This window comes from Aciduliprofundum sp. MAR08-339 (genome assembly GCF_000327505.1).
In the GTDB taxonomy this organism is placed as follows: domain Archaea; phylum Thermoplasmatota; class Thermoplasmata; order Thermoplasmatales; family Aciduliprofundaceae; genus Aciduliprofundum.
The window spans coordinates 70,091-94,783 of sequence record NC_019942.1; the positions used below are offsets into that span (position 1 = coordinate 70,091).

22 protein-coding genes are annotated in these 24,693 nt (G+C 44.6%); 13 read left to right on the plus strand and 9 right to left on the minus strand.

The window, feature by feature from the left end:
* The first annotated feature begins 110 nt into the window (after nucleotides 1-110).
* From ACIM339_RS00355 to ACIM339_RS00370, 4 genes are read left to right on the plus strand one after another with little or no spacing between them, the layout of a single operon-like run.
* Nucleotides 111-425, plus strand: a complete 315-nt coding sequence (locus ACIM339_RS00355) for a DUF134 domain-containing protein (protein ID WP_015282624.1) — start codon at nucleotides 111-113, stop codon at nucleotides 423-425.
* Between the two features lie 40 nt (nucleotides 426-465).
* On the plus strand, nucleotides 466-1,038 hold the full coding sequence (locus ACIM339_RS00360; protein ID WP_015282625.1) for a potassium channel family protein: 573 nt from the start codon (nucleotides 466-468) through the stop codon (nucleotides 1,036-1,038).
* Nucleotides 1,029-1,598, plus strand: a complete 570-nt coding sequence (locus tag ACIM339_RS00365) for a potassium channel family protein (RefSeq protein ID WP_015282626.1) — start codon at nucleotides 1,029-1,031, stop codon at nucleotides 1,596-1,598. The genes ACIM339_RS00360 and ACIM339_RS00365 overlap by 10 nt, the downstream gene beginning before the upstream one ends.
* Before the next feature lie 33 nt (nucleotides 1,599-1,631).
* On the plus strand, nucleotides 1,632-2,864 hold the full coding sequence (locus ACIM339_RS00370) for an MBL fold metallo-hydrolase (RefSeq protein WP_048103637.1): 1,233 nt from the start codon (nucleotides 1,632-1,634) through the stop codon (nucleotides 2,862-2,864).
* Here the strand turns inward: ACIM339_RS00370 and ACIM339_RS00375 are convergent.
* Nucleotides 2,857-3,030, minus strand: coding sequence for a DNA-directed RNA polymerase subunit K (locus tag ACIM339_RS00375; RefSeq protein WP_015282628.1), 174 nt, complete (start codon nucleotides 3,028-3,030; stop codon nucleotides 2,857-2,859). The genes ACIM339_RS00370 and ACIM339_RS00375 overlap by 8 nt on opposite strands.
* Nucleotides 3,031-3,094: 64 nt before the next feature.
* On the opposite strand from ACIM339_RS00375, the gene ACIM339_RS00380 reads away from it, so the two are divergent.
* Nucleotides 3,095-4,435, plus strand: a complete 1,341-nt coding sequence (locus ACIM339_RS00380; RefSeq protein WP_015282629.1) for a tRNA(Ile)(2)-agmatinylcytidine synthase — start codon at nucleotides 3,095-3,097, stop codon at nucleotides 4,433-4,435.
* Here the strand turns inward: ACIM339_RS00380 and ACIM339_RS00385 are convergent.
* Nucleotides 4,418-5,068 carry an RNA-binding protein gene (locus ACIM339_RS00385; RefSeq protein ID WP_015282630.1) on the minus strand — a complete coding sequence of 217 codons (651 nt, stop codon included), beginning with the start codon at nucleotides 5,066-5,068 and terminating at the stop codon, nucleotides 4,418-4,420. The genes ACIM339_RS00380 and ACIM339_RS00385 overlap by 18 nt on opposite strands.
* A 116-nt stretch (nucleotides 5,069-5,184) precedes the next feature.
* On the opposite strand from ACIM339_RS00385, the gene ACIM339_RS00390 reads away from it, so the two are divergent.
* Genes ACIM339_RS00390 through ACIM339_RS00405 form a run of 4 tightly spaced genes read left to right on the plus strand, consistent with a single transcriptional unit; the run spans nucleotide 5,185 to nucleotide 12,884 of the window.
* Complete coding sequence (locus ACIM339_RS00390) at nucleotides 5,185-5,535, plus strand: ribbon-helix-helix protein, CopG family (protein ID WP_015282631.1); 351 nt, start codon at nucleotides 5,185-5,187, stop codon at nucleotides 5,533-5,535.
* Nucleotides 5,536-6,588 (plus strand): cell division protein FtsZ, encoded by a 1,053-nt coding sequence (gene ftsZ / locus ACIM339_RS00395; RefSeq protein ID WP_015282632.1) that lies wholly within the window; start codon nucleotides 5,536-5,538, stop codon nucleotides 6,586-6,588.
* 46 nt (nucleotides 6,589-6,634) lie between these two features.
* A complete protein-coding gene (locus ACIM339_RS00400; RefSeq protein ID WP_015282633.1) occupies nucleotides 6,635-11,392 on the plus strand; it encodes an RING finger protein in 4,758 nt (1,585 codons plus the stop codon).
* Between the two features lie 4 nt (nucleotides 11,393-11,396).
* Nucleotides 11,397-12,884 carry a DUF5591 domain-containing protein gene (locus tag ACIM339_RS00405; RefSeq protein WP_015282634.1) on the plus strand — a complete coding sequence of 496 codons (1,488 nt, stop codon included), beginning with the start codon at nucleotides 11,397-11,399 and terminating at the stop codon, nucleotides 12,882-12,884.
* Here the strand turns inward: ACIM339_RS00405 and ACIM339_RS07785 are convergent.
* From ACIM339_RS07785 to ACIM339_RS00440, 7 genes are read right to left on the minus strand one after another with little or no spacing between them, the layout of a single operon-like run.
* Entirely contained in the window at nucleotides 12,881-14,629 is a 1,749-nt protein-coding gene (locus ACIM339_RS07785) for a DNA-directed DNA polymerase (RefSeq protein ID WP_015282635.1), read from the minus strand. The two genes, ACIM339_RS00405 and ACIM339_RS07785, sit on opposite strands and share 4 nt — an antisense overlap.
* A gap of 30 nt (nucleotides 14,630-14,659) precedes the next feature.
* Nucleotides 14,660-15,592: a radical SAM protein gene (locus tag ACIM339_RS07955; RefSeq protein ID WP_015282636.1), complete on the minus strand. Its 933-nt coding sequence runs from the start codon at nucleotides 15,590-15,592 to the stop codon at nucleotides 14,660-14,662.
* A complete protein-coding gene (trmY, locus tag ACIM339_RS00420) occupies nucleotides 15,589-16,158 on the minus strand; it encodes a tRNA (pseudouridine(54)-N(1))-methyltransferase TrmY (protein ID WP_015282637.1) in 570 nt (189 codons plus the stop codon). The genes ACIM339_RS07955 and trmY overlap by 4 nt, the downstream gene beginning before the upstream one ends.
* The gene (locus ACIM339_RS00425; protein WP_015282638.1) at nucleotides 16,155-17,504 is read right to left on the minus strand and encodes a signal recognition particle protein Srp54; all 1,350 of its coding nucleotides are present in this window, start codon (nucleotides 17,502-17,504) and stop codon (nucleotides 16,155-16,157) included. Before ACIM339_RS00425 ends, trmY begins: the two co-directional genes overlap by 4 nt.
* 35 nt (nucleotides 17,505-17,539) lie before the next feature.
* Nucleotides 17,540-19,843: an adenosylcobalamin-dependent ribonucleoside-diphosphate reductase gene (locus ACIM339_RS00430; RefSeq protein WP_015282639.1), complete on the minus strand. Its 2,304-nt coding sequence runs from the start codon at nucleotides 19,841-19,843 to the stop codon at nucleotides 17,540-17,542.
* Nucleotides 19,844-19,873: 30 nt separating this feature from the next.
* Nucleotides 19,874-20,530 carry a hypothetical protein gene (locus ACIM339_RS00435; RefSeq protein ID WP_015282640.1) on the minus strand — a complete coding sequence of 219 codons (657 nt, stop codon included), beginning with the start codon at nucleotides 20,528-20,530 and terminating at the stop codon, nucleotides 19,874-19,876.
* Entirely contained in the window at nucleotides 20,527-20,811 is a 285-nt protein-coding gene (locus ACIM339_RS00440) for a hypothetical protein (RefSeq protein WP_015282641.1), read from the minus strand. The genes ACIM339_RS00435 and ACIM339_RS00440 overlap by 4 nt, the downstream gene beginning before the upstream one ends.
* A 140-nt stretch (nucleotides 20,812-20,951) precedes the next feature.
* On the opposite strand from ACIM339_RS00440, the gene ACIM339_RS00445 reads away from it, so the two are divergent.
* The 4 genes from ACIM339_RS00445 to purQ are packed head-to-tail and all read left to right on the plus strand — an operon-like array spanning nucleotide 20,952 to nucleotide 24,678.
* Nucleotides 20,952-21,323, plus strand: a complete 372-nt coding sequence (locus tag ACIM339_RS00445) for a hypothetical protein (RefSeq protein ID WP_162007662.1) — start codon at nucleotides 20,952-20,954, stop codon at nucleotides 21,321-21,323.
* Between the two features lie 46 nt (nucleotides 21,324-21,369).
* On the plus strand, nucleotides 21,370-21,615 hold the full coding sequence (purS, locus tag ACIM339_RS00450; RefSeq protein WP_048103641.1) for a phosphoribosylformylglycinamidine synthase subunit PurS: 246 nt from the start codon (nucleotides 21,370-21,372) through the stop codon (nucleotides 21,613-21,615).
* Nucleotides 21,612-23,918: a phosphoribosylformylglycinamidine synthase subunit PurL gene (gene purL / locus ACIM339_RS00455; RefSeq protein WP_015282644.1), complete on the plus strand. Its 2,307-nt coding sequence runs from the start codon at nucleotides 21,612-21,614 to the stop codon at nucleotides 23,916-23,918. Before purS ends, purL begins: the two co-directional genes overlap by 4 nt.
* Before the next feature lie 4 nt (nucleotides 23,919-23,922).
* Nucleotides 23,923-24,678, plus strand: coding sequence for a phosphoribosylformylglycinamidine synthase subunit PurQ (gene purQ / locus ACIM339_RS00460; protein ID WP_015282645.1), 756 nt, complete (start codon nucleotides 23,923-23,925; stop codon nucleotides 24,676-24,678).
* Nucleotides 24,679-24,693 lie beyond the last annotated feature (15 nt).

Sequence of the window (24,693 nt, forward strand, 5' to 3'; positions counted from 1 at the left end):
TCACCCTTCAAATTTTGAGGCAAATTAACTTTCAATTATTAAAATTTTGCCCTATTTATTTTGCTCCATTTTCAGCAATGCATATATATTAAGTCGCATTTGTGTAAATAATGAGAGGATATGGCCGTCGTGGCAGGAGACGTGGGCCAAGGTGGATCTCCTACGTGCCTCCCGTAAGCACCTACGCACCAATGGGAATGCCATACACAAAGAGCATTGTCCTAACGTATTCAGAACTTGAAGCCCTGAGGCTCGTGGATGTGGAAGGATTGACCCAGGAGGAGGCTGCTGCAAGGATGGGTATTTCCCGAAAAACGCTGTGGAACGATTTGAAGAGCGGAAGGAAAAAAATAGTTGAAGCCCTGCTATACGGCTGGAACATAGAGATAAGAGGAGGAGAAAATTACTACGTGAGACAGGATTAAGGCGAAAACATTATATCTTTTAATTTTCTTCGCACCAATAATGGAGAATGTCAAGGATTTGCTCGTGGAAATAAAGGAAAAATCGGAACTCATCGTGGATCTCGCCTATTCTGCCGTAATCCTAGACAGCAAGGATCTGGCAAAGGAAGTTGAAAGCTTAGAGAAAGAAATTGAAGAGCTCACCTATAAGATAAGAATCCTCACCATGCTGGCAGCTAACACTCCTGATGAGGCAGAACAACTTGCAGGCATTTTGCAGATGGCCGATTCATCCAAAAATCTGGCCAATGCGGCGGCTGATATAGCATATCTCCTTGATCTTGACATAACGGCAAGACCGTTTCTCCCAAGTTTGTTCCTGAAGGCCGATGAAAAAATCCATGTTGTGAGGGTGTATCCAAATTCAAGCATAGTGAACAGAACACTCGGAGATCTAAAGGTGGAAGTTGAGAGCGGTGTGCGAATAATAGCCATAAAGAGGGGACGTAGCTGGATTTACGACCCAGAGGATGATGTTAGGATCAAGAGCGAGGATTTGCTCATAGTCAGGGGCACTGAGGACGGATACGAGTTCCTGGATAGGGTTGCAAGGGGTGAAGAGTCATGGGACTAGGTGAGAAACTAATCCAGATGAAGAACATATCAGAACTTATGGTTGACCTTGCCTACTCTGCCCTCATATTCAACAACAAGGAAATTGCAGAGGAGGTGAAATATTTAGAGGAAAAAATCGATGAAAGTTATTATCACCTTGAGGAGGAGGCAATAAAGCAGGCGATCGAGGAGAAAAATCCCTATGCTGCGCTGATTCTAATAAGACTTGCAACAAGCATCGAGGCAATTTCAGATTCTGCGGTACAGATTGCAGATGTTGTTCTGCGCGACATTGAACCCCATCCAATCATAAGGGAGAGCATAAGGGAGAGCGATGTGACCATCACCCGCGCCAGGGTAAGAGAGGGGAGCATCCTCGCAAACAGAACCCTGGGCGATCTTAATCTGGCAAGCGAGACGGGAATGTGGATTATAGCAATTAAGAGAGGTAAAAACTGGATCTTCGGGCCCACTGAAAATACAAAAATACTTCCAGGAGACATTTTACTCGCAAAGGGACCCATAGAGGGAGTCAGGCATTTCATAAAACTATGCAAGGGCGAGGATAAGAAACTTTAAATAGGTTGCCCAATAACCACAAGGATGGTAAAGATGGTAAGAGCGCGGTTTCTTGGAGGCGCAGAGGAGGTTGGAAGCCTCGGATTGTACATGGAATTCGATGAGTTGAGATTGCTTTTTGATTATGGGCTCACTCCCTCAAAACCTCCCGCGTATCCCCTACCTGCTCCCCCCGTGGATTCCATGTTTCTAACCCATGTGCATCTTGACCATTCGGGCATGGTGCCGAAAATCTCAACAGCCTATGAGGCAAACATATATGCAACAGAGCCAACAAACGCCGTTCTTCCCCTCATGCTCAACGATACAATCAAGGTAGCCAATATTGAGGGTTTTCCCATTCCATACACAAAGGAGGAGGTTGAAAGCACCACGGATGCGCTCATACCCGTTGAGTACGGAAAGCCCGTTGAACTTGGCTCATTGGATATAGTGCCCCACAGTGCGGGACACATTCCCGGCAGTGCAATGTACGAGATAAGGGACGATAAAACCATACTCTTCACAGGAGATATACAGACCGTAAATACCCATCTCGTATGGGGCACAAAGCCCGTGAAGACTGATGTGCTTATCATGGAGAGTACCTACGCGGGCAGGGAGCACCCTCCCAGGGACGAAGTGGAGAGAAATTTCCTGGAAAAGATTGAGGAAATCGTGGAACGCGGAGGAAAGGCAGTGGTTCCTGTATTTGCAGTTGGCAGAACCCAGGAGATCATGCTGATACTGGCAAAAACTGATTATGATGTTTGGATAGATGGTATGGGCAGGTTCATAACAAACCTATTCCTACAGTATCCACAGTACCTGAGATCCGCAAAAAAGTTGAAAAGGGCGAGGAACAAGATGAACATTGTTAGAAGGAGGAGTGACAGAAGAAAGGCACTAAATGGGGATGTGATCGTTGCCACCGGAGGCATGCTTGAGGGGGGTCCCGTTCTGCATTACATAAACCACCTGAAAAATGATAGGAGAAGTGGGATTCTTCTCACAGGATATCAGGTTGAGGGTACAAATGGAAGATTGCTCATGGACGAGGGAATACTCGAACTCTACGGGATAAAAGAGAAAATAGATATGGAATTGAATTTCTTTGACTTTTCCGCCCATGCGGGACATTCAGAACTCGTGGAATTCGCCGAAAAATGCTCACCTGAGAAGATAATACTGATGCACGGCGATAACAGAGAGGCTCTGGCAAAGGATTTGAAAAATATGGGCTTTGATGTGTTCCTTCCGAAAAACGATGAAGAGTTCCTTATTTAGCCCTCTTCACGGTTATGGGAATAATCCCCTTTTCAAACTCGTACATTGCAATATCCAGAGGATCAACTATGTCCTCCGGCAAATGAATCAGAACAGGAGCGCCCATTGATATTTGAAGGGCTCGTGCGCCGATTATGCGCGCTTTCTCAAATCTCGTGTACTCCATAAAACCCACCAGAGGTGCTTAATCCCTTTTCATATTTAAATTTTTAGATGCGATAAATCCAAATATGCGAGGGAAATGTAAGGACGTGTACATAGGCATGGACGACACGGATTCACGCAGCGGGATGTGCACCACATACCTTGTAAAGGTTCTTGTTGAAGAGTTTCAAAAGGAGGGGTTTGATCTTATCGGTCCCCCGAGACTGGTTAGATTGAATCCTAACATACCCTGGAAAACGAGGGGCAACGGTGCCGTGGTTCTAAGAGTTGGAAGGGGATACGGGGAGAAAAGAATAGTGGGAGAAATCAGGGGAAGAAAAATCCATGCCTACAGGAACGGCAAGAACATATCCCTAGAACTGAAAGATATTGTGGAAAAGGTGAAAAATTATTTTGTTCTTGAGAATGATTCCACAAACCCGGGCATTGTGATATCAGAGAGAAAACTACCAGAAAAATTGTACTGGATAACGGTCAGAGGTGTGGTCTCTCTGGATTATGTTGAAGGGATATTGAAAGAGCACGGGGCAAAATACGCAAAATTCAAAAATGGACGTGGCATAATTGGAGCATCTGCAGGTATTGCATGGAGGGCAAGGCATTTCACCTACGAACTTCTCACCTACCTTCCAGAGGATAGGTGGAACAAGGAAAGGTTCATAGATGCCAGGAGCGTAATTGAGATGGACAGTGAAATAAAGAGCACCTTCGATAACTACGACTATGAAAACGGATACGTCGCCATTGTACCCCATTCAAAAACCCCCGTACTTTACGGTATCAGGGGCACGGACCCGGACGATTTAATAAGGGCCAAGGATATGATCATAAGTGAGCAGTACGACTCCTGGTTCCTGTTTCTTACAAACCAGGGCAGTGACGACCACATAGTTTCCAAAAAAATAGGGGAAATAGGGATGAACGAGAACGTTAAAATCAGGGGCAAAGTTACAGCAAAGCCCAGAAAAATTGAGGGAGGGCACGTGATCCTCACACTGAGGGATAATACGGGCGAGATTGACTGTGCAGCCTACGAACCAACCAAAAATTTCAGGAGGATAGTGGAAGGACTCATTGAAGGAGACGAGATAGAAGTTTACGGAAGCGTACGCAGTGAGCCAAGAAGCGTAAACATTGAAAAAATACACGTGCTCAAACTGGCAGAAAAAAGGGTAAAGGTCTCAAATCCCGTATGTCCAAAATGTGGAAGAAAAATGGAAAGCATTGGAAGGGGAAAGGGCTACAGATGCCGCAAATGCGGATTCAAACTACCTGAAAGTGCAGCCATCTACCGGATAGTTGAGAGGGAAATAAAAGAGGAGTGGTACGAGGTGCCTGTAATAGCCAGGAGACACCTTGCAAAACCCCTGAAAATAATGGGAAAAAGGTCATCTAAGATATTTTAAAACCTCCTTTCTGGCATTGTTTCTCTCCTCATCGGTCAATGCTGGCATCTCTCCAGGGGTTCCATTCTTGGATTCATGGGACAAGAACATCCCCTCGCTGACCACTCCAAAAAACTCAGCCGGAGGAAGGAGAGCAACTGCGAGTTTTTCACCCTCTTTCACACTCTCAATATTAGTTACCACAGTTACTACCTTTCCAACGTTAACATTGCATATCCTCAACTTACTTGCATTTGGATGCTTCATCACACTCTCCACCTCACCTATGCGGATATCAACAGCGTACTCGGGCTTGGATGGCAGTTTGAGCCGATTTTCAAGATTGTACAGAATGTTGAGACAGAATTTTATATGGGCTATACTGAGAGCACTGAACTTCATACCCTTCAACCTGGTCGCCCACTCATTTCCTCCAAGAATATTAACAATATCCACGCAGAATTTTTTAATATCTTCAAGAATGGTTTTGAGATCTTCCAACTCGCCGTAAGAGTACTTCAACTCCATTATTTTTGCCTCCAGTTCCTTCAAAATGCCACTCTTTTTAACATCCCTCATATTCCCAATGTACTTCTCCATATCTCTCACGCATTTCTCGGCCATCAGGATCCTGGCATCGCTTGCGGTGTCCATACCCACCCAATATTTTTCCAATAAATACATTTTTCCTCGGTATGAGGAGGAAAAAGTATATATACCCCCCACGTGATACATATCGTCAGACAAAAATTTGAAAAGAGGCAGTTGGAATGTCGGATTCCATAAGGATCACCATAAGGCTATCCCGCAATGCGGCGGAGAAGATGGAAGAACTCGTCAAGAGCGGTGAGTTCAAAAACATATCGGAGGTTGTGCGCACAGCCATTGAAAATTTCCTTGCAGAAAAATTTGCTCCCAGAAACATTGAGAAGATAAGCGTTGATCTGCCAAAGGCCACAGTGGCAATGCTCACACGTCTCGTGGAGGAGGGAGACGCTGTGGACCTGGACGATGCCATACGCACCGCAGTCAGGGAGTACGTAAGAAAGCAGATTTCCATGCTTGCAAAGGAGAGCATAGAAAGGGGGCTGAAGGAGGAACTGGAGGAGGGTGAGATATAATTGAGCATAGAATCCCTTTTCAGAAGGGCCTCCGCCTACGCTCTCGCTGGCCAAGGGTTCTATGAGGATAAGATCAACGTAGTGGTGGTTGGTGTCGGAGGGGCGGGCTGCAACGCAGTTAACAGAATGAAAAAATTGGGTTTATCCACCCCCACAATTGCCATAAACACGGATATGGCACATTTGATGAGCATAGAGGCTGATAAAAAAATCCTCCTAAAAAAGGGCACGAGAGGTCTCGGAGCAGGTGGGCTTGTGGAGAGGGGAGAGAGCAGTGCCATTCTCGCAAGGAAGGAAATCGCGGAATTTTTCAAGGGTGTGGATGTTGCATTCATAACCACAGGTCTTGGCGGGGGCACTGGAACCGGAGCAACGCCCGTGATTGCGGATATTGCAAGGGAATTTGGGGCACTCGTTATAACAATAGCCACACTACCATTCAAAATAGAGAAGGCAAGATTCTCCAGAGCCAAGGATGGTCTAAGAAGAATTGTAAAATCTTCAAACACAGTGATCGTGCTGGAAAACGATAAACTCATGAAAATTGTGCCCAATTTACCGCTTCAAAAGGCATTTATGGTCATGGACCAACTGGTGAGCTATACCATCATTTCATTTATTGACGTGCTCACAAAGCCCTCACTTATGAACATAGATCTCTCAGATCTGAGAAGATTAATGGCAAGCGGCCGTTTTTCCACAATTCTCATAGGGGAAGGTGATACATACGATCCAAGAAAGATAGTCACTGATGCCCTCAACAGGCCGCTCATAATGGATATGGACTACTCAAAGGCGAAGGGAGGGCTAATACACATAACCACAGGGGAGGATGTCCCCATTTCAAAGATCCACGCCGCCATAGACGCCATATCATCCATGCTGGAAGATAATTCAAATATAATAATCGGGGCAAGAATAGACCCTGAGTTTGGTGATAGAATGCGTGTCCTTGTTGTTCTCACGGACATAAAGATTCCCCTTCTGGAAGAGCGCTATGAGATGGGTGGAGAAAAACTACAAAAAGATTTGAGTCTGGAGAAGATAAGGTAAAATTTAAATCGGGAAGTTTAATAAGAGTTAATAAGGAGGTTTGAAATTGCCAAGTCCATATCTTAGCAGGATAAAACTCGAGAAAGAGTTAGAGAAAAGGGCACAGGAAATTAAGCAAAAAAGGGAGAGGTCAGAGAAACTCATAAAGGATATTGAATCTGGCCTAAACATTCTCAAAAAATATGTGGATGTGGGGACATATTTAAATGATTTCAAAAAGGCCAAGGATGCCTTTTCAATCAAGGATTTTGATAAGGCACTTGGAATCCTAGAACCAATGTTCACCAAGCTGAGCAGTGAGGCCACCAAGGTATTTGAAGAGAACGAGAAAAAGATCGCCAAACTTCTTTCCTCCGGAAAAATAGAAGATTCTGCAAAAATAAAGGCGAATATGGATGAGGCAAAATCCAAACTCTCCACAAATTTTGTTGAAAGTTTGAACATAATGGAAAACATTTCATTGCAGATTTCATCTTCCCTAAAAGACCTTGCGGAAAGAAGGAGAAGAGAGATACTCGCAAAAATAACGGGTCTTGAAAATTTTGAGGATATAAAAGAGGAAATTGAAAAAATCAGCGGTTCCTCTCTGGAAATACTGGATTCCCTAGAAAAAATTGAGAAAAAGATAAGGGATAGGGTAAAGAAAATAATGAATGAGAAAATAACCGAGGCAGACAAGCTCATAGCCATAGCAAAATCAGCCCACTACACCCTACCTGTGGATGAGGGCAAGAAAAACGATGCTGAAAATGCGCTGAAAAACGGAGATTTCCCCGCAGCGATAAGGGCCTCCAACGAGTATCTCAAGGATACAAAAAGCGCATTTAAGCTGTTCTTCACCAAGATTATAGACATATCCAAGATCCTGATCGGAGAAGGGGAAGCGATGGGGGAGGATATGAGCGGTCCCAAATCCCTTCTGGAGAGGGCAAAGGAGGCCTATGAAAAAGAAGAACTTGAAGAGGCCGTGAACCTTGTAAGAAAGGCCACCGAGGAAGCCGAGAAAATAAAACTCAGAAAGGTCATGGACCTCATAAAAATAGCAAGGGATAGACTTCTGGAGGCAAAGAACAACGGCATTGACATAGGCCCATATCTATCAATGATAGAGAATGCAAGAAATTTCATAAAAATAGGCAAGCACAAAAGGGCCTACGATACTGTGCAAAACGCCATAAATATGGTTGAGAGGAGAGTAAATCTTTATTCACAACTCAAAAGTGAGATAAAGGAACTGAAGGATACCATTGAAGGTTTCAAAAGGGAAAACATAATTTTGGAGGGGGTTGAGGACAAACTTGCTGATATTGAGAAGAAGGTGGATGAAAAGCCAGAGGATGCAGAGAGGATGATAGATGACCTGAAAAATTTAATCAAGGTAAACATCAGGGAAATAGCCACCTCCCTAACCCAGGAAATAAACTCCAGGATATCCAAGGCCCAGGAGGCGGGAATTGACCTTGAGGATTTGAAAATCGAGGTTGACAACACCTACAAATTAATTGAGGAGGAAAATTACAAGGATGCCATAATAACCCTTCGTAAGATTGAGGAGAGATTGTACACGAACATCCTTGATTCAATAAAATCCCGCATCTCAGATTTTGAGAAATACGAGGAGTTAAAAAGAGAGCTGGAAGATCTCAAAAATTATGTGGATTCAGGGGATATAGATAGCTCTCTTGAAAAGGTAAAGGCCATGGAGAGTGAGGTTTTCAAGATAGAAGCAAAGAAATACGAAGATATGCTGATTGACTTGGAGAGCAAGTGTGACTTCCTCAGATCTCTCGGAGAGGACGTATCAAAAATAGAGGAGTACATAAACTCCGCAAGGAATGCTCTTAATTCCAAGGATCTTGGAAAGGTAGAAGAACACGTTAAGGAGGCAAGGGCACTTATTGAGACATTTTCAAAGAGCATAGCACAGAGAGCATTTGAATCCGCAAAGGATTCCCTAGACGATGCGATCAGAGCCGGCATAGACGTGAAGAAAAATGGAATAGAGGATATGCTCACTGAGGCTGAAAAATGCCTTAAAAACGGAGATTACCAGGGAGTTCTTGAACACACATCCAAGTTGAAGAAGTTGGTGCAGGAACTTATTGGTAAAATTAAGAAATTGGATGAGAGAAGAGGTGCACTTGAAAACAGATTGGAAGAACTAAGAGATATGGGGCTGAAAGTTAATGAACTGGAAAAACTGCTCAAAGATATAGAGAGGGAAATCAAAGAGAACAACTTTGATTCTGCAGAAGAATTAACAAATCAGGGATTTGAGAGAGCAACTCTTATCCAACTGGAGGAGAAAATAGAAGCCCTGAAAGATGAAATAGAAGCGCTGGGAAGAATAATGAGGGATTTCAATTTGAGAAAGGAGTACCTGAGCATAACTGGAGAGTTCTTTTTGAAGTACAGGAATAAGGAGTATGAGGCTCTTGAAGAGGTGGGAAAAGAGACACTTGAAAAATTGAGAAAATCTGTGGAGAAGGTGTTTGAAAATTACGTTTCTCAGATTGAGAGTATGGTTCAGGATCTTCAGGACATGGGTGCAACCATCAACACAAAACCAATCAGGGAAGGAAAAGAGATGTTCTGGGGAGGAGACATCATAGGCGCATTTTCCATCCTAAAGAAATTTGAGGAGGATGTGAAGAGAATTCACGGAGACAAGATGAAACTTCAGGAGATTGAAGATAGGATCTCCTCCCTCCTGGCAATAATGTCCTCTCTGGGTCTGAACTCTGACAAATTTGCAGAGAGGATAAAAGAGATTGAGGAAATTGAAGATAACACAGAAAAAATAAGCAAACTTGAAGAACTCCTAAAGGAGTTAGAAGATGCGATAAGAGAGAAGATAAATGCCATCCTTTCCACCGTAGAAAATGAACTTGACAAAATGCGCAGGATGGGAGAGGATGTGACTGCGGCCGAGGGCATGATCTCACGTGCTAGAAGCCAAATGAACCAAGGAAATTATAAGACTGCACTTTATTTGATGTTTGAAGCCCTAGAAGAGGTGGAGAATATTGAAATGCAAAAGAATACTGCCTATGAAATGCTCAGGACCACGGAGATGAAGATAAAGAGCATGGGTCGTTTACTTCCTCCAGACATAATAAAGGAATACAAGAACGCAAGAATTCTATTTTTAAATGAGAGGTACAGAGAAGCCATACACAGAATCTTGGAGATAAGTGAGAAACTATGGAGCATTGAAAGGACCATATACATCATAAAGGATAGAAATGCCAAGATAAAGGTTTACATCCAGCAAGCCAAGAAGAAGGGCATAGATATGAAGAATGTGCTTCTCTCGCTGGCAAGGGCAAAGAGTGAACTTCAGAAACTGAATTACGAGGCGGCACTGAGGTTTGTTAACGATGCATACAAGAGGGCAAGGAGATCAATTGAGAGTACGAAGGAGCAGTACAGGGTAAAATATGAGCCACTTTTGAAAATGCTCATCGAGTTCGATCTGCGCGATAAATTTGGAGATCTGGTAAAGTCCATCGACGAGGCCTTTGAAAAAGATGACATATCAAGGGCGGAGAGCCTGATAAACCAGTTAAAGGTAGAGATAGATAATGCGTTGAAAGAAAGGATGAGAGCCTTTATGGATGAATTTGAAGAGAGGAGAGCCTTCGTAGAAAACTCGTCTCTCAGAAACAAGATCAATCTTGCGGAGGAGAGGAGAAAACTTGAAGAACTAATGAAAAATCCAAGAGATTTCTTTAAAAATTTTCCCAAGGTTATGGAGAAGGTGGATTCCATCATCCCTGAAATTCTAAAAAATTACATAGATGAATTCGTAGAGAATGTGAAAAACTTTGAAAAAGCAGGAGTGAGTGTTTCGGATTACATTGAAAAGGCAAAGGACCTGGCAGATAAAATAGGAGAGAGAGATTACAAGGAGATTATGGAAGACCTTCAATCCCTTAAAAATAACTTTGAAGTTTACATTGATGAGTATTCCAAGGAGAAAATGCAGCGTTCTTTATCCATGGTTGCAAAGTACAGCAAGAAGAAAGCCGAGGAGTTCAAGGAGAGAATGGAGGAACTATACCAGAAAAAGGATTATCTCAACCTGATCAAATTGACTGATGAGGCCATATCCTATGTAGGCAACTATAGAAATCTTGTAAGCAGGTTCAACACAAAGGCTCTCAGCCTTAAGGATCTGATAAAGCGTGCCATTTCCCTGGGTTTGAATATGGATAAGCAGATAAAAAAACTGAAGGTTATTCTCGCCTCTCCAGAGGATCTTGAAAAGGCCATCGAGAAGATGGATGTAATTGCCAATGAGATAAACGAGGAAATTGACAAACTAAAGCCGGAGATAAGGGTAACGATAATGAATGCAAACAAGACGGATGACAGGTACATGGTCAAACTTGAAATAAAGAACACAGGAAATGTGGATGCAAATAACATATCCATCACAATGAACGGGGCTTTGAACACCGATAAGCCAATAGGGGTTGTGAAACTTGCAAAATCAGGCACCGAATACGTGGATACGCTATTAACTCCGGGAGAAGGGGATGCTGTGCATATAAATTTAAAATATCAGAGGTTCGATAACAGGGAATATGAAGAAGAAATAACAACAAAGTTCAAGGTAAGCAAGAAGGGATTCCACATCGAGAAAAATAAGGAGAAGGTTAAATGTACTCTATGCCGTGGTACAATACTTCCAGGACTGGATATTGTGGTATGCGACAACTGCGGTGCCGTTTATCATCTTCCATGTGCCAAGAGAGTGGGCAAATGCTTAAAATGCGGCACACCATTCAACTTCGAGTGATTCCATGCTACAAAAAAGATTTGGACTGGCAAAAATTACGGAGGGAGAAATAACAACTCCCGGGCTACTCAAGGTGGGAGAGGACATAGAATTCAGGAATAACTCATTCCGATTCCTGGATTTTGAAATTGAGAGGGATGTGCTCTTCTCTCCATTATTCAAGGAGAGAGAAATAAAAATAAAGGAGAGCATTTACCTTGTTCCAAACATTCTCACCATGCTCAGGAACACAAGGGATCTTGTGGATTTTACCATTGATTTGAGGGAAAGAATAGGTTACGACAAACTTCTTTACGCTCCCGGCACTCCTCCACACCTGTTTCCAATAATGGTATATCTGGGCTACGACCTATTTGACAACTCCATTGAAAAGATGGATGAATACTCATTCCTTGGACCGGGAAGGGGCATTGATAACTTTTCAGAACTCATGATCAAGCAGGTAAGAATTGCCCTGGAAAACGGGAATCTCAGAGAACTGGTGGAGAGCGTTCCAAACGTAAAGGCAAAGGAGATTCTGAGGTACCTAGATATGAAGTACTACCACATCCAAGAGAGATTCTATCCAGTGTGGTCCAGAACGCTCAAGGCAGTTTCCCTGGATTCTCTTTTCAGACCGGATATTCAGAGATGGTTGGAACGTTTGAGGGAGAGATACAAAAAACCAGATTGGGCAAAATACCTTCTTCTCATACCCTGCAGTGCGAGAAAACCATATTCGGAGTCCAGAAGCCACAGGGAGATGAGGTTGTATATAAAGAGCACAATGCATGAGGTCATACTCACTTCCCCACTAGCCCTCGTTCCCAGAGAACTTGAAAGGTTCTATCCTGCCCAGAATTACGATATACCTGTGATCGGACACTGGTACGAGGATGAGAAGAAAATTATAGAAGAAAATCTACGATGGTACCTGGAAAACAATGAATACGAAGGAATAGTCTCCTTTCTCCCCGAAAGCATGAAATTCTTGGAAAAATTGCTTAACGAGTTCGGTGTAGTACAGATATGGGGCAAAGATTTTGAAAATCTTGAAAAAGAAACGAGAAAACTCGGATACCATGTACCCAGAGGAAAAATGGAACTGGAAAACATGAAATCCCTTGCAAGATTCCAGTTTGGAACCTGTGAGGATATGCTTGATGGAGCAAAGATAAAGGGCAGGTACCAGCAGATCAACATCTGGAAGGATGGAAAAAGATTATTCGGGTACAATCCGGAGAAGGGTATGCTCACCCTAACTGAGGAGTCCGCAAAATGCTTGCTCTCTGAGGGTAAGTACATTGTAGAAATAGACGACTTCTACCCGGAGGGTGATGTTTTTGCCGCTGGTATAAACTATGCTTCCGAGGAGATTAGGGAGGGAGACGAGGTTGCGATCGCCCACAAAAATGAGTTAAGGGGATGGGGCATTGCAAGGATGAGTTCCTGGGACATGGTGGAGCAGAGAAGGGGAAAGGCCGTGAAACTTAGAGGGAGGGTCAAAGGTTAAAACCACTGCTTTATAGGACTCACCCCGAATGGCTCAAATGTGCGATTTATTGTTTCATCGTACAGTTTCAGATAATAATTCACATCGACATCCTTGGGGTGAACCATCTCAATTGGTCTTGCCCTGTGGGTTGGACCTCCAGCTCCACGAACAATGGCAATGTAAATGTACATACCCCTGTGAACTTCAATCCCAAAATTCTCCATCAGCAATCTCGCAGCGACACTCGCCTTTGTGGCCTTCTCATACTCCTCTGGCTTCTTGGTCATCTGCTCCACAATTGCAATTTCTTCAATTTCAAAATCAAAACCACTTATCCTGCGACGGTACTTATTTCTTATACTTCTTGCCTCATCGTACTCACCCTTCAAAAGATGCTCAACAACTGACCTCTGGGCCTCCTTTATTATGGAAGGGTAATCCCGGCGTATGTATTCAAGCCCAACCCCGTAAACCTTTTCGGATGATAGATGTGCGTATTTTTTCTTGCTCCAGTAAACTGCCCTATCTGCAATTCTCTCAAACTCCAGATCCAGTGGAAGGGAGGAATTTATATCTTCCAAGATCCTATCAACATCACCACCAGTGAACTGGATGCCATCCGTGTCTATATATATCACCTTACCACCCATGCCCTCTATCCTTTTCTTCACCTCCTTTATATAGTATCTCGCAAGGGCTGCTATAAGCTGCGCTGCATTTCTATTGTAGTAAGTGGCTCCATTCCACCCCATATAGCCGTACATGGCATTTGCCATAACCTTCAATGCTCTCTGCTCAGCATCCAGCTTCTTGCTGTATTTATCCCTCAATATCTTTTTAATTTCCTGCCTTCTAATTAAAAAGTCTTCAATAAGATGAGGTATGACTCCCTGAAAATCCCTCCTTACCCTGTGTCTTGTACCCTCAACCTCAACCATTTCGCCCTCCCCCATATCCACAGTTTCGGGACTTATGTTCCATACCCTGATTATGCTCGGATACATGCTCTGGAAATCAAGATACACGACACTCTCATAAACTCCAGGAGATTTAAGATACACGTACCCTCCCTCGTATCTACCCTTTCCCCCAACCCTTATCTTCCCTATTTTTCTCTTTTCCATCTCCCTTTTCACAAGCACATCTATGAGTTCTCCCACAGTCATTCTCGTCTGTCTGTGCAAGGGCACACCCGTGATTTCACTCAAACTCTCCTGGAAAGGTAGAATCTCAGAGGAAATTTTTTCCACAATTGAAATGTAATCCCTCGCATATTTTTCCATATCTTCCTGTAACAGATCCTTCAGTTTGAACTGGAAAATCCTCTTGAATTTAAGACCGACCGCACCCGCAAGTTCGTCAATATCCTTCGTTGGGAGATTTGGAAAATCGCGCCAAGCTATGGAAAACATATCAATATTCTCCCTTCCATGAATTTTTGTTTCCTTTAAAATTATGCCCCTGAAATATTTACCGGAAAATTCAATTTCACTTCCATCTCTCCCAAGATTCAATGGAATCCCATACATTCTTGATCTTTCTTTGAGAAGTGGAAAATCCTCAGAATCCTGCCTGAATCCTATAACCCTGTCGGGATCATAGGCCTTGAATATCTCAACAAATCTTTCAATAATCTCGCGTTCTCCACCATCCAGAATCTCAAGGTTATCGCTTTTCACCGCAATGAGATTTATTCTATCCCTCTTGGGATTTATGTAATTGCACTCCGTTCTTGAAAATACCTTGAAATACAGGGTTCTCATAATTCAAAATCCACTAAAAGATATTAAAATCTATCGCAAATTCAAGTAGGAAGTTAACTGCTTCATCACCATCCTGATCTCTTCTTCACCAGGAAGGTTGGGGTAATTGTAAATCATGCCACCCGGTCTTTCATTGTAAAAAGGTCTGTTGCAACCCGGGCATCCAGAGGTGAGAAAAGGTATGCCCCTGAGCACATTTCCCATCTCATCCTCCGGAATGGAAATGCTGGATATTTTGCCATCTTCAAACTCTGCAAATTCCCGGTAACCCTTGAAGATAAGGTACCTTGAAAGCTGTATGGCACGGTATCTCCCTACAGGAGGGGCAGACCCTCCAAGAACCGGAGTGTAGGAGAAAAGAGCCACGGTTATGCCAATCTCGTACAATTTCTCCATAAGGGTATAAATATCCAGATCCTCCTCGCCAAGACCAACAATGAGATGGGTATTGGCAGCACCGAAAATTTCCCTAGCCTGGAGCAATGCGTTCCAATGAGAGGACCAAGTAAAGCGATTTCCGACATCCTTACCCTTAACCCTGTCAAATAGTTTCGGATTGGCAGCGTCAAGGGCTATGCTGAGAATTTCCACGCCTGCATCCCTAAGTTTTTTCATATCTTCACGGGAAATTGGAACTATTGAAACCGAAACGGGTATATCTGGCAGAATTGGAAGTATGCTCAAAAGATCCTCCACAACCTCCGGATAATCAAGGGTTTGAAAGCATATACGGGAGAATCCACGAATGTTTTTAAGCACGGAGACATGGTATTCGGGCCAGAGAATTCTTGAAAGATATCCCTCCCTCCTGGCATCCCTTCTTTGAGAGCAAAACGAGCAGTTGGATACGCATTTCTCCCCCAGCATAATGTATGCTGTTGTGGGCTCTGCAAGCATCCTGCCCCTGTGCAATCCCATCTTAACCGCTGTACCATAGGATAAACGAATCCTTATGGGCTTCATAAACCTCGCCTGTCCAGTTCATTATGAACTATGGTAATTGTGTGAGATGCAAGTATGCTTCTCGGTCCAACGGATATACGGGCATCTGCAAATTCCAAAATCATCTTCTCTTCCTCCGGGCTGAAATTCACACTATCGCTGAGGATAAAGGCGGATTTATCCGAGAGAGCTATCCCCCTCATATCTTCACCTTTCTCGTGGAGATAATAAATCCTGCCCAGGGATTTGATCTCTTCAATAACCTCTCTGAAACTCTCACGCTTCACATAAAATCCAGGAGAACTGCATATTTCCTCATCATCCATTTTTATTATTGCATTTCTGATGAGCGCGGCTGTGCTTCTCTCATCAGGATTCAGGTACTTGACCCTTGAAGAATCAATTTTTATTCTCGCAGAGATCTGGGGAAAATACGCTAAAAAGATCACATCCCTCCTTATGTCATGGGAAAGAAAAATGGAGGCATTTATGCATCTTGCAATCACATCGATCCTACCAGAGCCAGGAAGGTCGTTTAGATTTATATCGCCCCTGAACTTGTGACCTACAACCAAGAATGACCTCATGCCAATCCCGAAAAGTCAAAATCTCCACTCTTCATCTGCCTTCTCAGAGCGCGCATTAGTTTACGATTTCCACGCATCTGCTTCATTGCCTTCCTCATCCTGTGATACTCCTTGAGAAGCGCACGAACCTCCTGCTCGCTCTTGCCACTGCCACGGGCTATACGCCTTATTCTGGATGCCTTTATTATTTCTGGGTTCTCCAGTTCCTCATAGGTCATGGAGTCCATAATTATGCGGTACCTCTTCAATTTCTCCTCGCTCTCCTCCACCATATTCTTATCTATGTCTCCCATTTTGAAGAAAGGAATGGAATAGAGAATTTTCTGAAGCAGACCAGGCTTGGCCATCTGCTCCCAGATCTCGTACATATCCTTGAGGTTGAACTTTCCGCTCATCATCTTCTCCATGACCTTCTCCGCCCTCTCCTCATCCATCTCAAGTTCCTTGGCGGTCTCAAGTAGAGTTTCCAGGTCGCCCATTCCCAATAGGCGTGAGATGAAACGTGTTGGATTGAAATGCTCAAGATCATCAAGATGCTCTCCCGTGCCTATGAATACCACAGGCGCTCCTGTGGCTGCAACCGCGCTTAAGGCTCCTCCACCCTTGGCAGAGCCGTCCATCTTCGTTATTATCACTCCGGTTATGCCAACAGCATCGTGAAAAGCTTTGGCCTGCTTACCCGCCTGCTGTCCTATAGTGGCATCCATAACAAGGAAAATCTCATCTGGTTGAATTATCTCCTTCAGATCCTTTATCTCCTCAATCAGATCGTCCTCCAATGCATGCCTGCCGGATGTGTCAAATATCTTAACCTGTGCCTCACGGATCTTTCGCATAGCCTCACTTGCAATCCTTCTCGCATCCTTTTCGCCAGGAATTCCGAACACAGGCACATTGATCTGCTCTCCAATCTGCTTCAACTGCTCATAGGCAGCGGGTCTATGAACATCACAGGCCACAAGGGCAACGCTGAGCCCCTTCTTGTGAAAATACTTCGCAAGTTTTCCCGCAGTTGTGGTCTTACCCTGTCCGTACAGGCCGACGAGCATAATCTTCTGGGGCTTCAGTGCCACTTCCTTTTCTCTGCCCAGAATGGCAACTAGTTCCTCATAGATTATTTTTATGAGAAAATCGCGATGACTCATTCCACTCGGAGGCTTTTCCTCCATTGCACGGCGCTCCACATTCTTTGATAATTTCAAGGCGAGATGCACCTCAACATCCGCCTTCAAAAGGGCACGCTGTATGTCACGCACCACTTCCTTTATCAAGGACTCATCCACATAACCTACCTTAGATATCTTTCTGAGCGTGTTTCTTAGGGATTCACCCAGGGAATCAAGCATAGACCTTTAACGCGTGGCACATTTAAAAGTTTTGCTCAATCGCATGTGCCATCCCTGCAGGCAGCGGTTTCAGTGGAATCTAACTTGACATACTCCTCGGGAAACAACTTTAACTGGACCATCTCTTCCTTTCTCTCCATAAGTTTCTCAATAGCCCTATCCGCCTTCTCTATGACTTGCTCCTTCTTGCTCTTGTCCCTGTATATGGTTATGCCCTTACATTTGAGTTTGAAGGCAAGCATATAGGCGTTTTCCACATCCTGGGGAGTTGCATCGTACCTCAAATTCACAGTCTTGCTAACGGCATTATCCACATACTTCTGGAAGGCAGCCTGCATCGCCACATGCCATTCAGGACTGATATCATGGGCTGTGCGGAACAGCCTCTTTATCTCCTCCGGAACGTCAAGATTTTGTATGCTTCCAGATTTTGCAATTTCAAGCATGAGATCCTCTGAGTAAAATCCACGCTTCTTTGCAATTTCTTCAAATAAAGAATTCACCTCAAGTAGCTCCTCTCCCTCAAGCACTCGGCGAATGAATGCTATGGCAAATAAAGGCTCTATGCTTGATGAAGTGCCTGCGATTATGCTTATGGTGCCCGTTGGTGCTATCGTGGTCGTGGTCGCGTTCCTTATTCTTATGCCCCTCTTCCACCACTCGCTCCCCTCCCACGCAGGAAACACTCCTCTCTTCTCCGCAAGTTTCATGCTCGCCCTGTGCGATTCGTCGTTTATGAATTTCATTACCTTCTCGGCCAGTTCTATGGCCTCCTCGCTATCGTACGGTATCCCTAACTTGATCAGCATCTCTGCCCAGCCCATTACGCCCAAGCCTATCTTTCGAGTTAGCAGGGTCATACGCTCTATCTGTGGCAGAGGATACTTGTTCGCGTCTATAACATTATCAAGGAAATGCACCGCAGTATGCACCGTTCTGCGAAGTCTATCCCACTTCACCTTCCCATTCTCAACGAAGAGCGATAGATTTATTGAGCCCAGATTGCAGGATTCGTAGGGCAATAGGGGTTGCTCTCCGCACGGATTCGTGCTCTCTATCTCGCCCAGATGCTTCACCGGATGCTTCCTGTTTATCTCGTCTATGAATATTATTCCCGGATCTCCTGTCTTCCAAGCCTGCGTCACTATTAAATCCCATACCTGCCTCGCCCTTATCCTCTTAACCTCCTCCCCCGTCCTTGGATTTCTCAATGCATAATCCTCATCGTTGAGCAACGCTTCCATGAATTCATCCGTTATCGCCACGCTTATGTTGAAGTTACTCAGCACCCTGTTCTCGCTGTCCTTCGATGTGATGAAATCCAAAATGTCCGGATGATGCACGCTCAGCACTCCCATGTTCGCGCCCCTTCTCTTTCCTCCCTGCTTTATTACATCAGTCGCCACATCAAATACACGCATGAAACTTAAGGGCCCTGAGGCCACACCCATTGTGCTCGCCACTATGTCCCCCTTGGGCCTCAATCGTGAGAATGAGAATCCAGTTCCTCCCCCGCTCTTGTGAATCATGGCCGCATATTTGACCGCGTCAAATATGCCCTCTATGCTGTCAGGCACAGGAAGAACAAAGCACGCGCTTAACTGCCCTAACTTCGTGTTCGCGTTCATTAACGTGGGAGAGTTTGGAATGAACAGGCGATTCACCATAAGAGAGTAGAACTCCCTGGTCCTCTCCTCCAAAACATCCCACTTATCGCTCAGAATGCGCATAAACTCGGAAAAATCCACCTTCATATGCCCCTTCAGGTTCAATCTCCTGTAAGCACGACGGAGCATTTCATATTCGTAGGTGCTCAAATTGTGCTTACCCGTGAACTCCGTCTTTCTAATTTTCTGCTTTCCACTGATATCGTAAACTTCCTCGAAATAAAGGGCATCCACGAGGGCCACAAATTTTGCAACGCGATAAAACATCTGCCTTGGCGTTTCCACAATATTACCGTTCTCATCCTTCAAAAGATACCTCGCTTCAAGGACCTTCACGGCATTTATACTTAACTTGAGATCATCCTTCACACCAATAATCTCCTTTGCCTCCCTGACTCTCTTCCTGTTCTCCCTGTAAAGAATGTAGGCCTTTGCCGTGGACACATATTTTTTTTCCATAAGTACCTTCTCAACCTCGTCCTGAATCTGCTCAACTGTGGGCACATCGTACTTCCTGATTCTCTCCTCCACGAGGATGGATAAATCCTCCGCCACCCTCTCGGGCTCATCAACCTCTCCCGTTTCCAGAAATGCCTTCTTTATGGCGTTTACAATCCTTCTTCTATCGTAAAGCACGTAGTCTCCACTTCTCTTCCTCACCAAACTGGGCATCACGCATATATGGGATTTTGGGATAAAAAATTATAGGTGCAGGGCCTCGTACCTCGCGATGATCTCGTAGGCGGCAACCCAGGCCATGAGGGTTTCATCGGCAATTGATACTCTTCTGGCAAATTCAACGTTGCTCAGAAAATCACCGCTGGGGAAACCACCAATTATAAACGTAACATCCTGAGGAATTTCAAAATCCTTGAGATTCACCCTCTCACCCTTCTCGGAGAGAACTATTACGGGATCACCTATCTCCATGGCCAGTGATTGAAGGGATTTCCTCTCAACCCACATCAGAGGAGAATCGCAATTTGGAACGCACTCATTGTGAAATAGATTCTCCATAAGCCCCACGAAGCGGGGATAGGACTTCGGCAAACGGGTTTCGGGAGATATGTGGATAACCTCATTGTTTCTGGTGTGCACATAAACTCTCAGTTTGCCCCGATGATTTAGGATTGATTCCTGCACATTCATAAGGAAGAAATGCACGATGTCTGGTCTGCCACGCCTTTCGGCTTCGCTTCCATACTTGCTCCTTATGGCCTGATGATGGTAGGTGGCATCCAAGAGCAGATTTGAGGGTCTCTTCTTCCTAGCCCTAGCATGCTTCACTACTGCGGGATGTCCCTGAATCTCACGGGGCACGATTTCCAGTTCGCTATCCGCCAGGATTATGTGCATCATCCGAATATGGCCCCCATTCCAAGAGAGGCTTCCTCCTCTTCCTCTTTTATCTTTTTGTATACCTTCTCCGCCTCTTCATCCCTTATCTCAAACTCACCAGCAATCTCTCTGGCGCGTCTCAGGGCTTCCTCGCTTCCCTCTACCAGGATGTATACCTCATTTCCCCCCATTCCAAGAGATCTGGAATCCCTCTTGACTATGGTCTGTCTCGCGATTACGTCATCTTCGTAAATCCTGCGTATCTTTAGATCCTCTCCCTTGAATCTGAATACTGCGTACATATCAATCACACTTCCCGTAAATTCCCAAGGTAATTAAAGATTTCTAACATCCGCTTTGATCCCCCGCACTTGCTTTAATGAAATCAAAATAAAAAACATAAGTGGAAAAAATTATATTCAATGAATTTATTCATACCATGGTGAAAAATATGGATGGCAAGAAGGAAAATTTGAGTTTTGCACAGAGAGCCATAAGGAGCCCCAAACTCATCTATGCCGGCATAATAATCTCTGTGATTCTAATATACATAGGTGCCATTCTTTCATCTACGGCGCCATTCTACGATAGCAGTACCAGCGTTTTCTTTATGTTCTTATCCGCCATAATATACAACCTGGGAATACTCTGGCTCGTGTTGATATTTTTGGGACTCGGAATTGGCAGACACGATTATCCCCAGTGGGTCAGAGTCTCCCTCATAGTCGCAGCGTTCCTTCTGATACTGTTCGGGCTAATGAATTTTAAAGATAGTATAATTCTCTACAGATTTAGCACCCAAATCATCCTCTAATTTTTTTATATGCAAGGATTAAGTACAACTTCCACATATGGTAAATATGCTCAAAGCCACGGTAATTGTGAAACTCAAAGGGGGCGTGGACGATCCCGAGGGAAGGACAATAAAGCACAGTCTGGAACTTTTGAATTTTGAAGGGATAGAGGATGTCAAGGTTGCCAAATTGTACGAGATTTACCTTGATAAGCCCCTGGAAGAGGGCAGAAAAGAAGTGGAGGAGATGATACGCAAACTCCTTGTGAATCCCGTGATACACGATTACGAGTTAAGGGTGGAGGAGATATGATATTGAGAGAGATCTTTCCGGGAGTCCATGAGGTTAAAATTCTCAGTGCCAGTGATGAGGAATTGAACGAGATAAACGAGAGCATGGGCCTTGCACTTAGCTTGAATGAGATGAAAAAATTGCAGGAATTTTTCAGAGAGATTGGAAGGGAGCCAACTGATTTGGAGATTCACGCAATTGCGCAGGGATGGAGTGAGCACTGCTCCTACAAATCATCAAAAAAGGTGCTAAAGGAGCACATATTTGGAATACCATCCGAGAATGCCATAATAGTGATGCAGGATGATGCAGGAGTGGTGGAATTCAATGAGGACTATGCTTATGTATTCAAGATTGAGAGCCATAACCACCCAAGCGCTGTGGAGCCTTACGGTGGGGCGGCCACTGGAGTGGGCGGAATAATAAGGGATGTACTCAACATGGGTGCAAAACCCATTGCCCTCGTGGATCCCCTGTTCTTCGGTCCACCCGATTATCCCTACGAGAAACTCAATCCCGGAATAAAGCATCCCCTCTACCTTATGAAGGGTGTCATTGCAGGTATAAGAGATTACGGGAATCGTGTGGGCATACCCACAGTTGCCGGCATAACATACTTCCATGAGGATTTTGTGAACAACATTCTCGTTAATGCCGGATGCCTTGGAATAGTGAGAAAGGACAAGATTGTGAGAAGCATAGTAACCGAGCCTGGACTCAAGTTCGTCATGGTGGGCGGCAGGACAGGCAGGGATGGAATCCACGGCGTGAATTTCGCCTCAAAAATTCTCACGGAGAAGAGTGAGGAGGAGAAGCAGGCTGTGCAGCTGGGCAATCCCATAATAAAAGAGCCACTGATTCATGTGGTATTGGAGGCAAATGATGCAGGTATAATTGAAGGAATGAAGGACCTTGGGGGAGGAGGCTTGGGAAGCGTTGTTGGAGAGATGTGCCACGCTGGAGGAGTTGGTGCCGATATTCATCTGGAAAATGTGCTCCTGAAGGAGAAGAATATGGCACCCTGGGAGATATGGGTCAGCGAGAGTCAGGAGAGAATGCTTCTGGCCCTGAGGGAAGAAAACATGCCCAAACTCAGAGAAATATGCAAGAAATGGGACGTTGAGATGAGCGTAATAGGAAAGAGTGTTGAGGGGGAGAATTTGAGAATATTCTGGCATGGAAATCTCATCGCAAATCTACCCTTGGATTTTGTTACCGCTGGCGTGGAGTATGACAGGCCATACAGGATGGAGAAGATTACGAAAAAACAGGAGATTCCCCTTGAACCAAATTACAGAAGAGTTCTCCTTTCACTCCTGAATTCTCCAAACATAGGGAGCAAAGAATGGATAATAAGACAGTACGACCACGAGGTTCAGGGAAGAACCGCAATAAAGCCCATGCAGGGCATAATTGGGTACGAAACACATGGAGATGCGGCCGTGCTAAAACCCCTAAAGGATTCATGGAAGGGTATTGCCATAACAACCGTGGCAAATCCCCAGATTGCAAAGATTAACCCGTACTTAGGCGCGCTATACACCGTGGATGAGGCCGTACGCAATCTCGTATCTGTTGGAGCTAAACCACACGCATTCTCAGATTGCCTCAATTTTGGAAATCCGGAGAATGAGGAGATCATGGGAGAGTTCCGAGAATCGTGCAGGGGATTGGGCGAGGCTGCAAGATTTTTGGGCATACCATTTGTTTCAGGAAATGTTAGTTTTTACAACGAGGCCTTCGGAAAGAACATACCACCAACGGTTGTGCTCATGGCCGTTGGAATAGTGGAAGATGTTAGAAAGGCTACCACCGTGGATTTCAAAGGAGAGGGAAACTCCTTATACCTCGTGGGTGAGACGAGGGAGGAGATGGGTGGAAGCGAATACTACAGGCTCATAGGAGCGGAGAGCACCACCGTGCCAGAGGTGAATTTGAAGGAGCTGAGATCGAGAAGCGAGGAGATACTGAGAGCCATGAATCTTGGACTCATAGCCTCCTGTCATGATGTGTCCCAGGGAGGTCTAGCAGTGACCCTAGCAGAGATGAGCATAGGTGGAAATCTGGGTGCTGAAATAGACCTTGCCCCCATTGGCTTCATGCGCGCGGATTTCAAACTGTTTTCAGAGAGTGCAACCAGATGGGTGTGCGAAGTCAAAAACGGGAAGGATGAGGAATTTGAGGAGGTGGTGAAGGCGAGAAAGATAGGTATCGTTGGAGGAGACACCCTCAAGGTCAGGGACGGAAACAGGTGGTTATTTAACATACATCTGAACATCCTTCGCAATGAATGGAGAAACGCGTTGAAGGGGTACATGGGGTGATTATATGAGAGTTGCAATACTTCAAATTGAGGGTACGAACTGCGAGGAGGAGAGTTACACCGCATTTAAAGAACTGGGGCACGAGCCAGAATATGTGCATTTGAATCTCCTTAAATGGGGCAAAAAAAGCCTGGAAGATTACGACATGCTCTTTATTCCCGGAGGATTCTCCGCGGGAGATTACATTCGCGCTGGTGCCATATTTGCTGCAAGATTGAAGGCTATAGCCCTAAAGGATATAAAAAAATTCGTGGATGAAGGGAAGAAAATAATGGGGGTATGCAATGGATTTCAGGTTCTCATAGAACTGGGCCTTTTACCAGGCACAAACGGAATAAGTGAGGTACCAGAGGCCGCTCTTATGATAAACGATTCCAATCGCTTTGAATGTCGGTGGACATATCTGAAGAAATTGCAGGATGGGCTCTTCACAAGTGATGTGCCTGAGATCATATCACTCCCGGTGGCCCACGGGGAGGGAAAATTCGTCACCAGCGAGAGAATAATGGAGGAAATAATTGAAAATGGGCAGATAGCATTCAAATATGTCAAGCCCGACGGCTCCAAGGCCACATATCCCTGGAATCCAAATGGCTCAATGGAGGATATTGCCGCATTGACGAATCCTGAGGGAAATGTCCTTGGCATGATGCCACACCCTGAGAGGGCATTCTTCCCGTATCAGCATCCGGATTGGATGAGGTTTAAAAGGAAGCGTGGAGATGGATATCACATATTTTCCTCGTTAAGCAAACATTAAATATGATGTGTATAA

What these genes read in the sequence shown, in the direction of transcription:
- ACIM339_RS00355 (WP_015282624.1), top strand. Translation starts at nt 111, where the DNA reads ATGAGAGGATATGGCCGTCGTGGCAGGAGACGTGGGCCAAGGTGGATC.
- ACIM339_RS00360 (WP_015282625.1), top strand. Translation starts at nt 466, where the DNA reads ATGGAGAATGTCAAGGATTTGCTCGTGGAAATAAAGGAAAAATCGGAA.
- ACIM339_RS00365 (WP_015282626.1), top strand. Translation starts at nt 1,029, where the DNA reads ATGGGACTAGGTGAGAAACTAATCCAGATGAAGAACATATCAGAACTT.
- ACIM339_RS00370 (WP_048103637.1), top strand. Translation starts at nt 1,632, where the DNA reads ATGGTAAGAGCGCGGTTTCTTGGAGGCGCAGAGGAGGTTGGAAGCCTC.
- ACIM339_RS00375 (WP_015282628.1), bottom strand. Translation starts at nt 3,030, where the DNA reads ATGGAGTACACGAGATTTGAGAAAGCGCGCATAATCGGCGCACGAGCC.
- ACIM339_RS00380 (WP_015282629.1), top strand. Translation starts at nt 3,095, where the DNA reads ATGCGAGGGAAATGTAAGGACGTGTACATAGGCATGGACGACACGGAT.
- ACIM339_RS00385 (WP_015282630.1), bottom strand. Translation starts at nt 5,068, where the DNA reads ATGGACACCGCAAGCGATGCCAGGATCCTGATGGCCGAGAAATGCGTG.
- ACIM339_RS00390 (WP_015282631.1), top strand. Translation starts at nt 5,185, where the DNA reads ATGTCGGATTCCATAAGGATCACCATAAGGCTATCCCGCAATGCGGCG.
- ACIM339_RS00405 (WP_015282634.1), top strand. Translation starts at nt 11,397, where the DNA reads ATGCTACAAAAAAGATTTGGACTGGCAAAAATTACGGAGGGAGAAATA.
- ACIM339_RS07785 (WP_015282635.1), bottom strand. Translation starts at nt 14,629, where the DNA reads ATGAGAACCCTGTATTTCAAGGTATTTTCAAGAACGGAGTGCAATTAC.
- ACIM339_RS07955 (WP_015282636.1), bottom strand. Translation starts at nt 15,592, where the DNA reads ATGAAGCCCATAAGGATTCGTTTATCCTATGGTACAGCGGTTAAGATG.
- trmY (WP_015282637.1), bottom strand. Translation starts at nt 16,158, where the DNA reads ATGAGGTCATTCTTGGTTGTAGGTCACAAGTTCAGGGGCGATATAAAT.
- ACIM339_RS00425 (WP_015282638.1), bottom strand. Translation starts at nt 17,504, where the DNA reads ATGCTTGATTCCCTGGGTGAATCCCTAAGAAACACGCTCAGAAAGATA.
- ACIM339_RS00430 (WP_015282639.1), bottom strand. Translation starts at nt 19,843, where the DNA reads ATGCCCAGTTTGGTGAGGAAGAGAAGTGGAGACTACGTGCTTTACGAT.
- ACIM339_RS00435 (WP_015282640.1), bottom strand. Translation starts at nt 20,530, where the DNA reads ATGATGCACATAATCCTGGCGGATAGCGAACTGGAAATCGTGCCCCGT.
- ACIM339_RS00440 (WP_015282641.1), bottom strand. Translation starts at nt 20,811, where the DNA reads ATGTACGCAGTATTCAGATTCAAGGGAGAGGATCTAAAGATACGCAGG.
- purS (WP_048103641.1), top strand. Translation starts at nt 21,370, where the DNA reads ATGCTCAAAGCCACGGTAATTGTGAAACTCAAAGGGGGCGTGGACGAT.
- purL (WP_015282644.1), top strand. Translation starts at nt 21,612, where the DNA reads ATGATATTGAGAGAGATCTTTCCGGGAGTCCATGAGGTTAAAATTCTC.
- purQ (WP_015282645.1), top strand. Translation starts at nt 23,923, where the DNA reads ATGAGAGTTGCAATACTTCAAATTGAGGGTACGAACTGCGAGGAGGAG.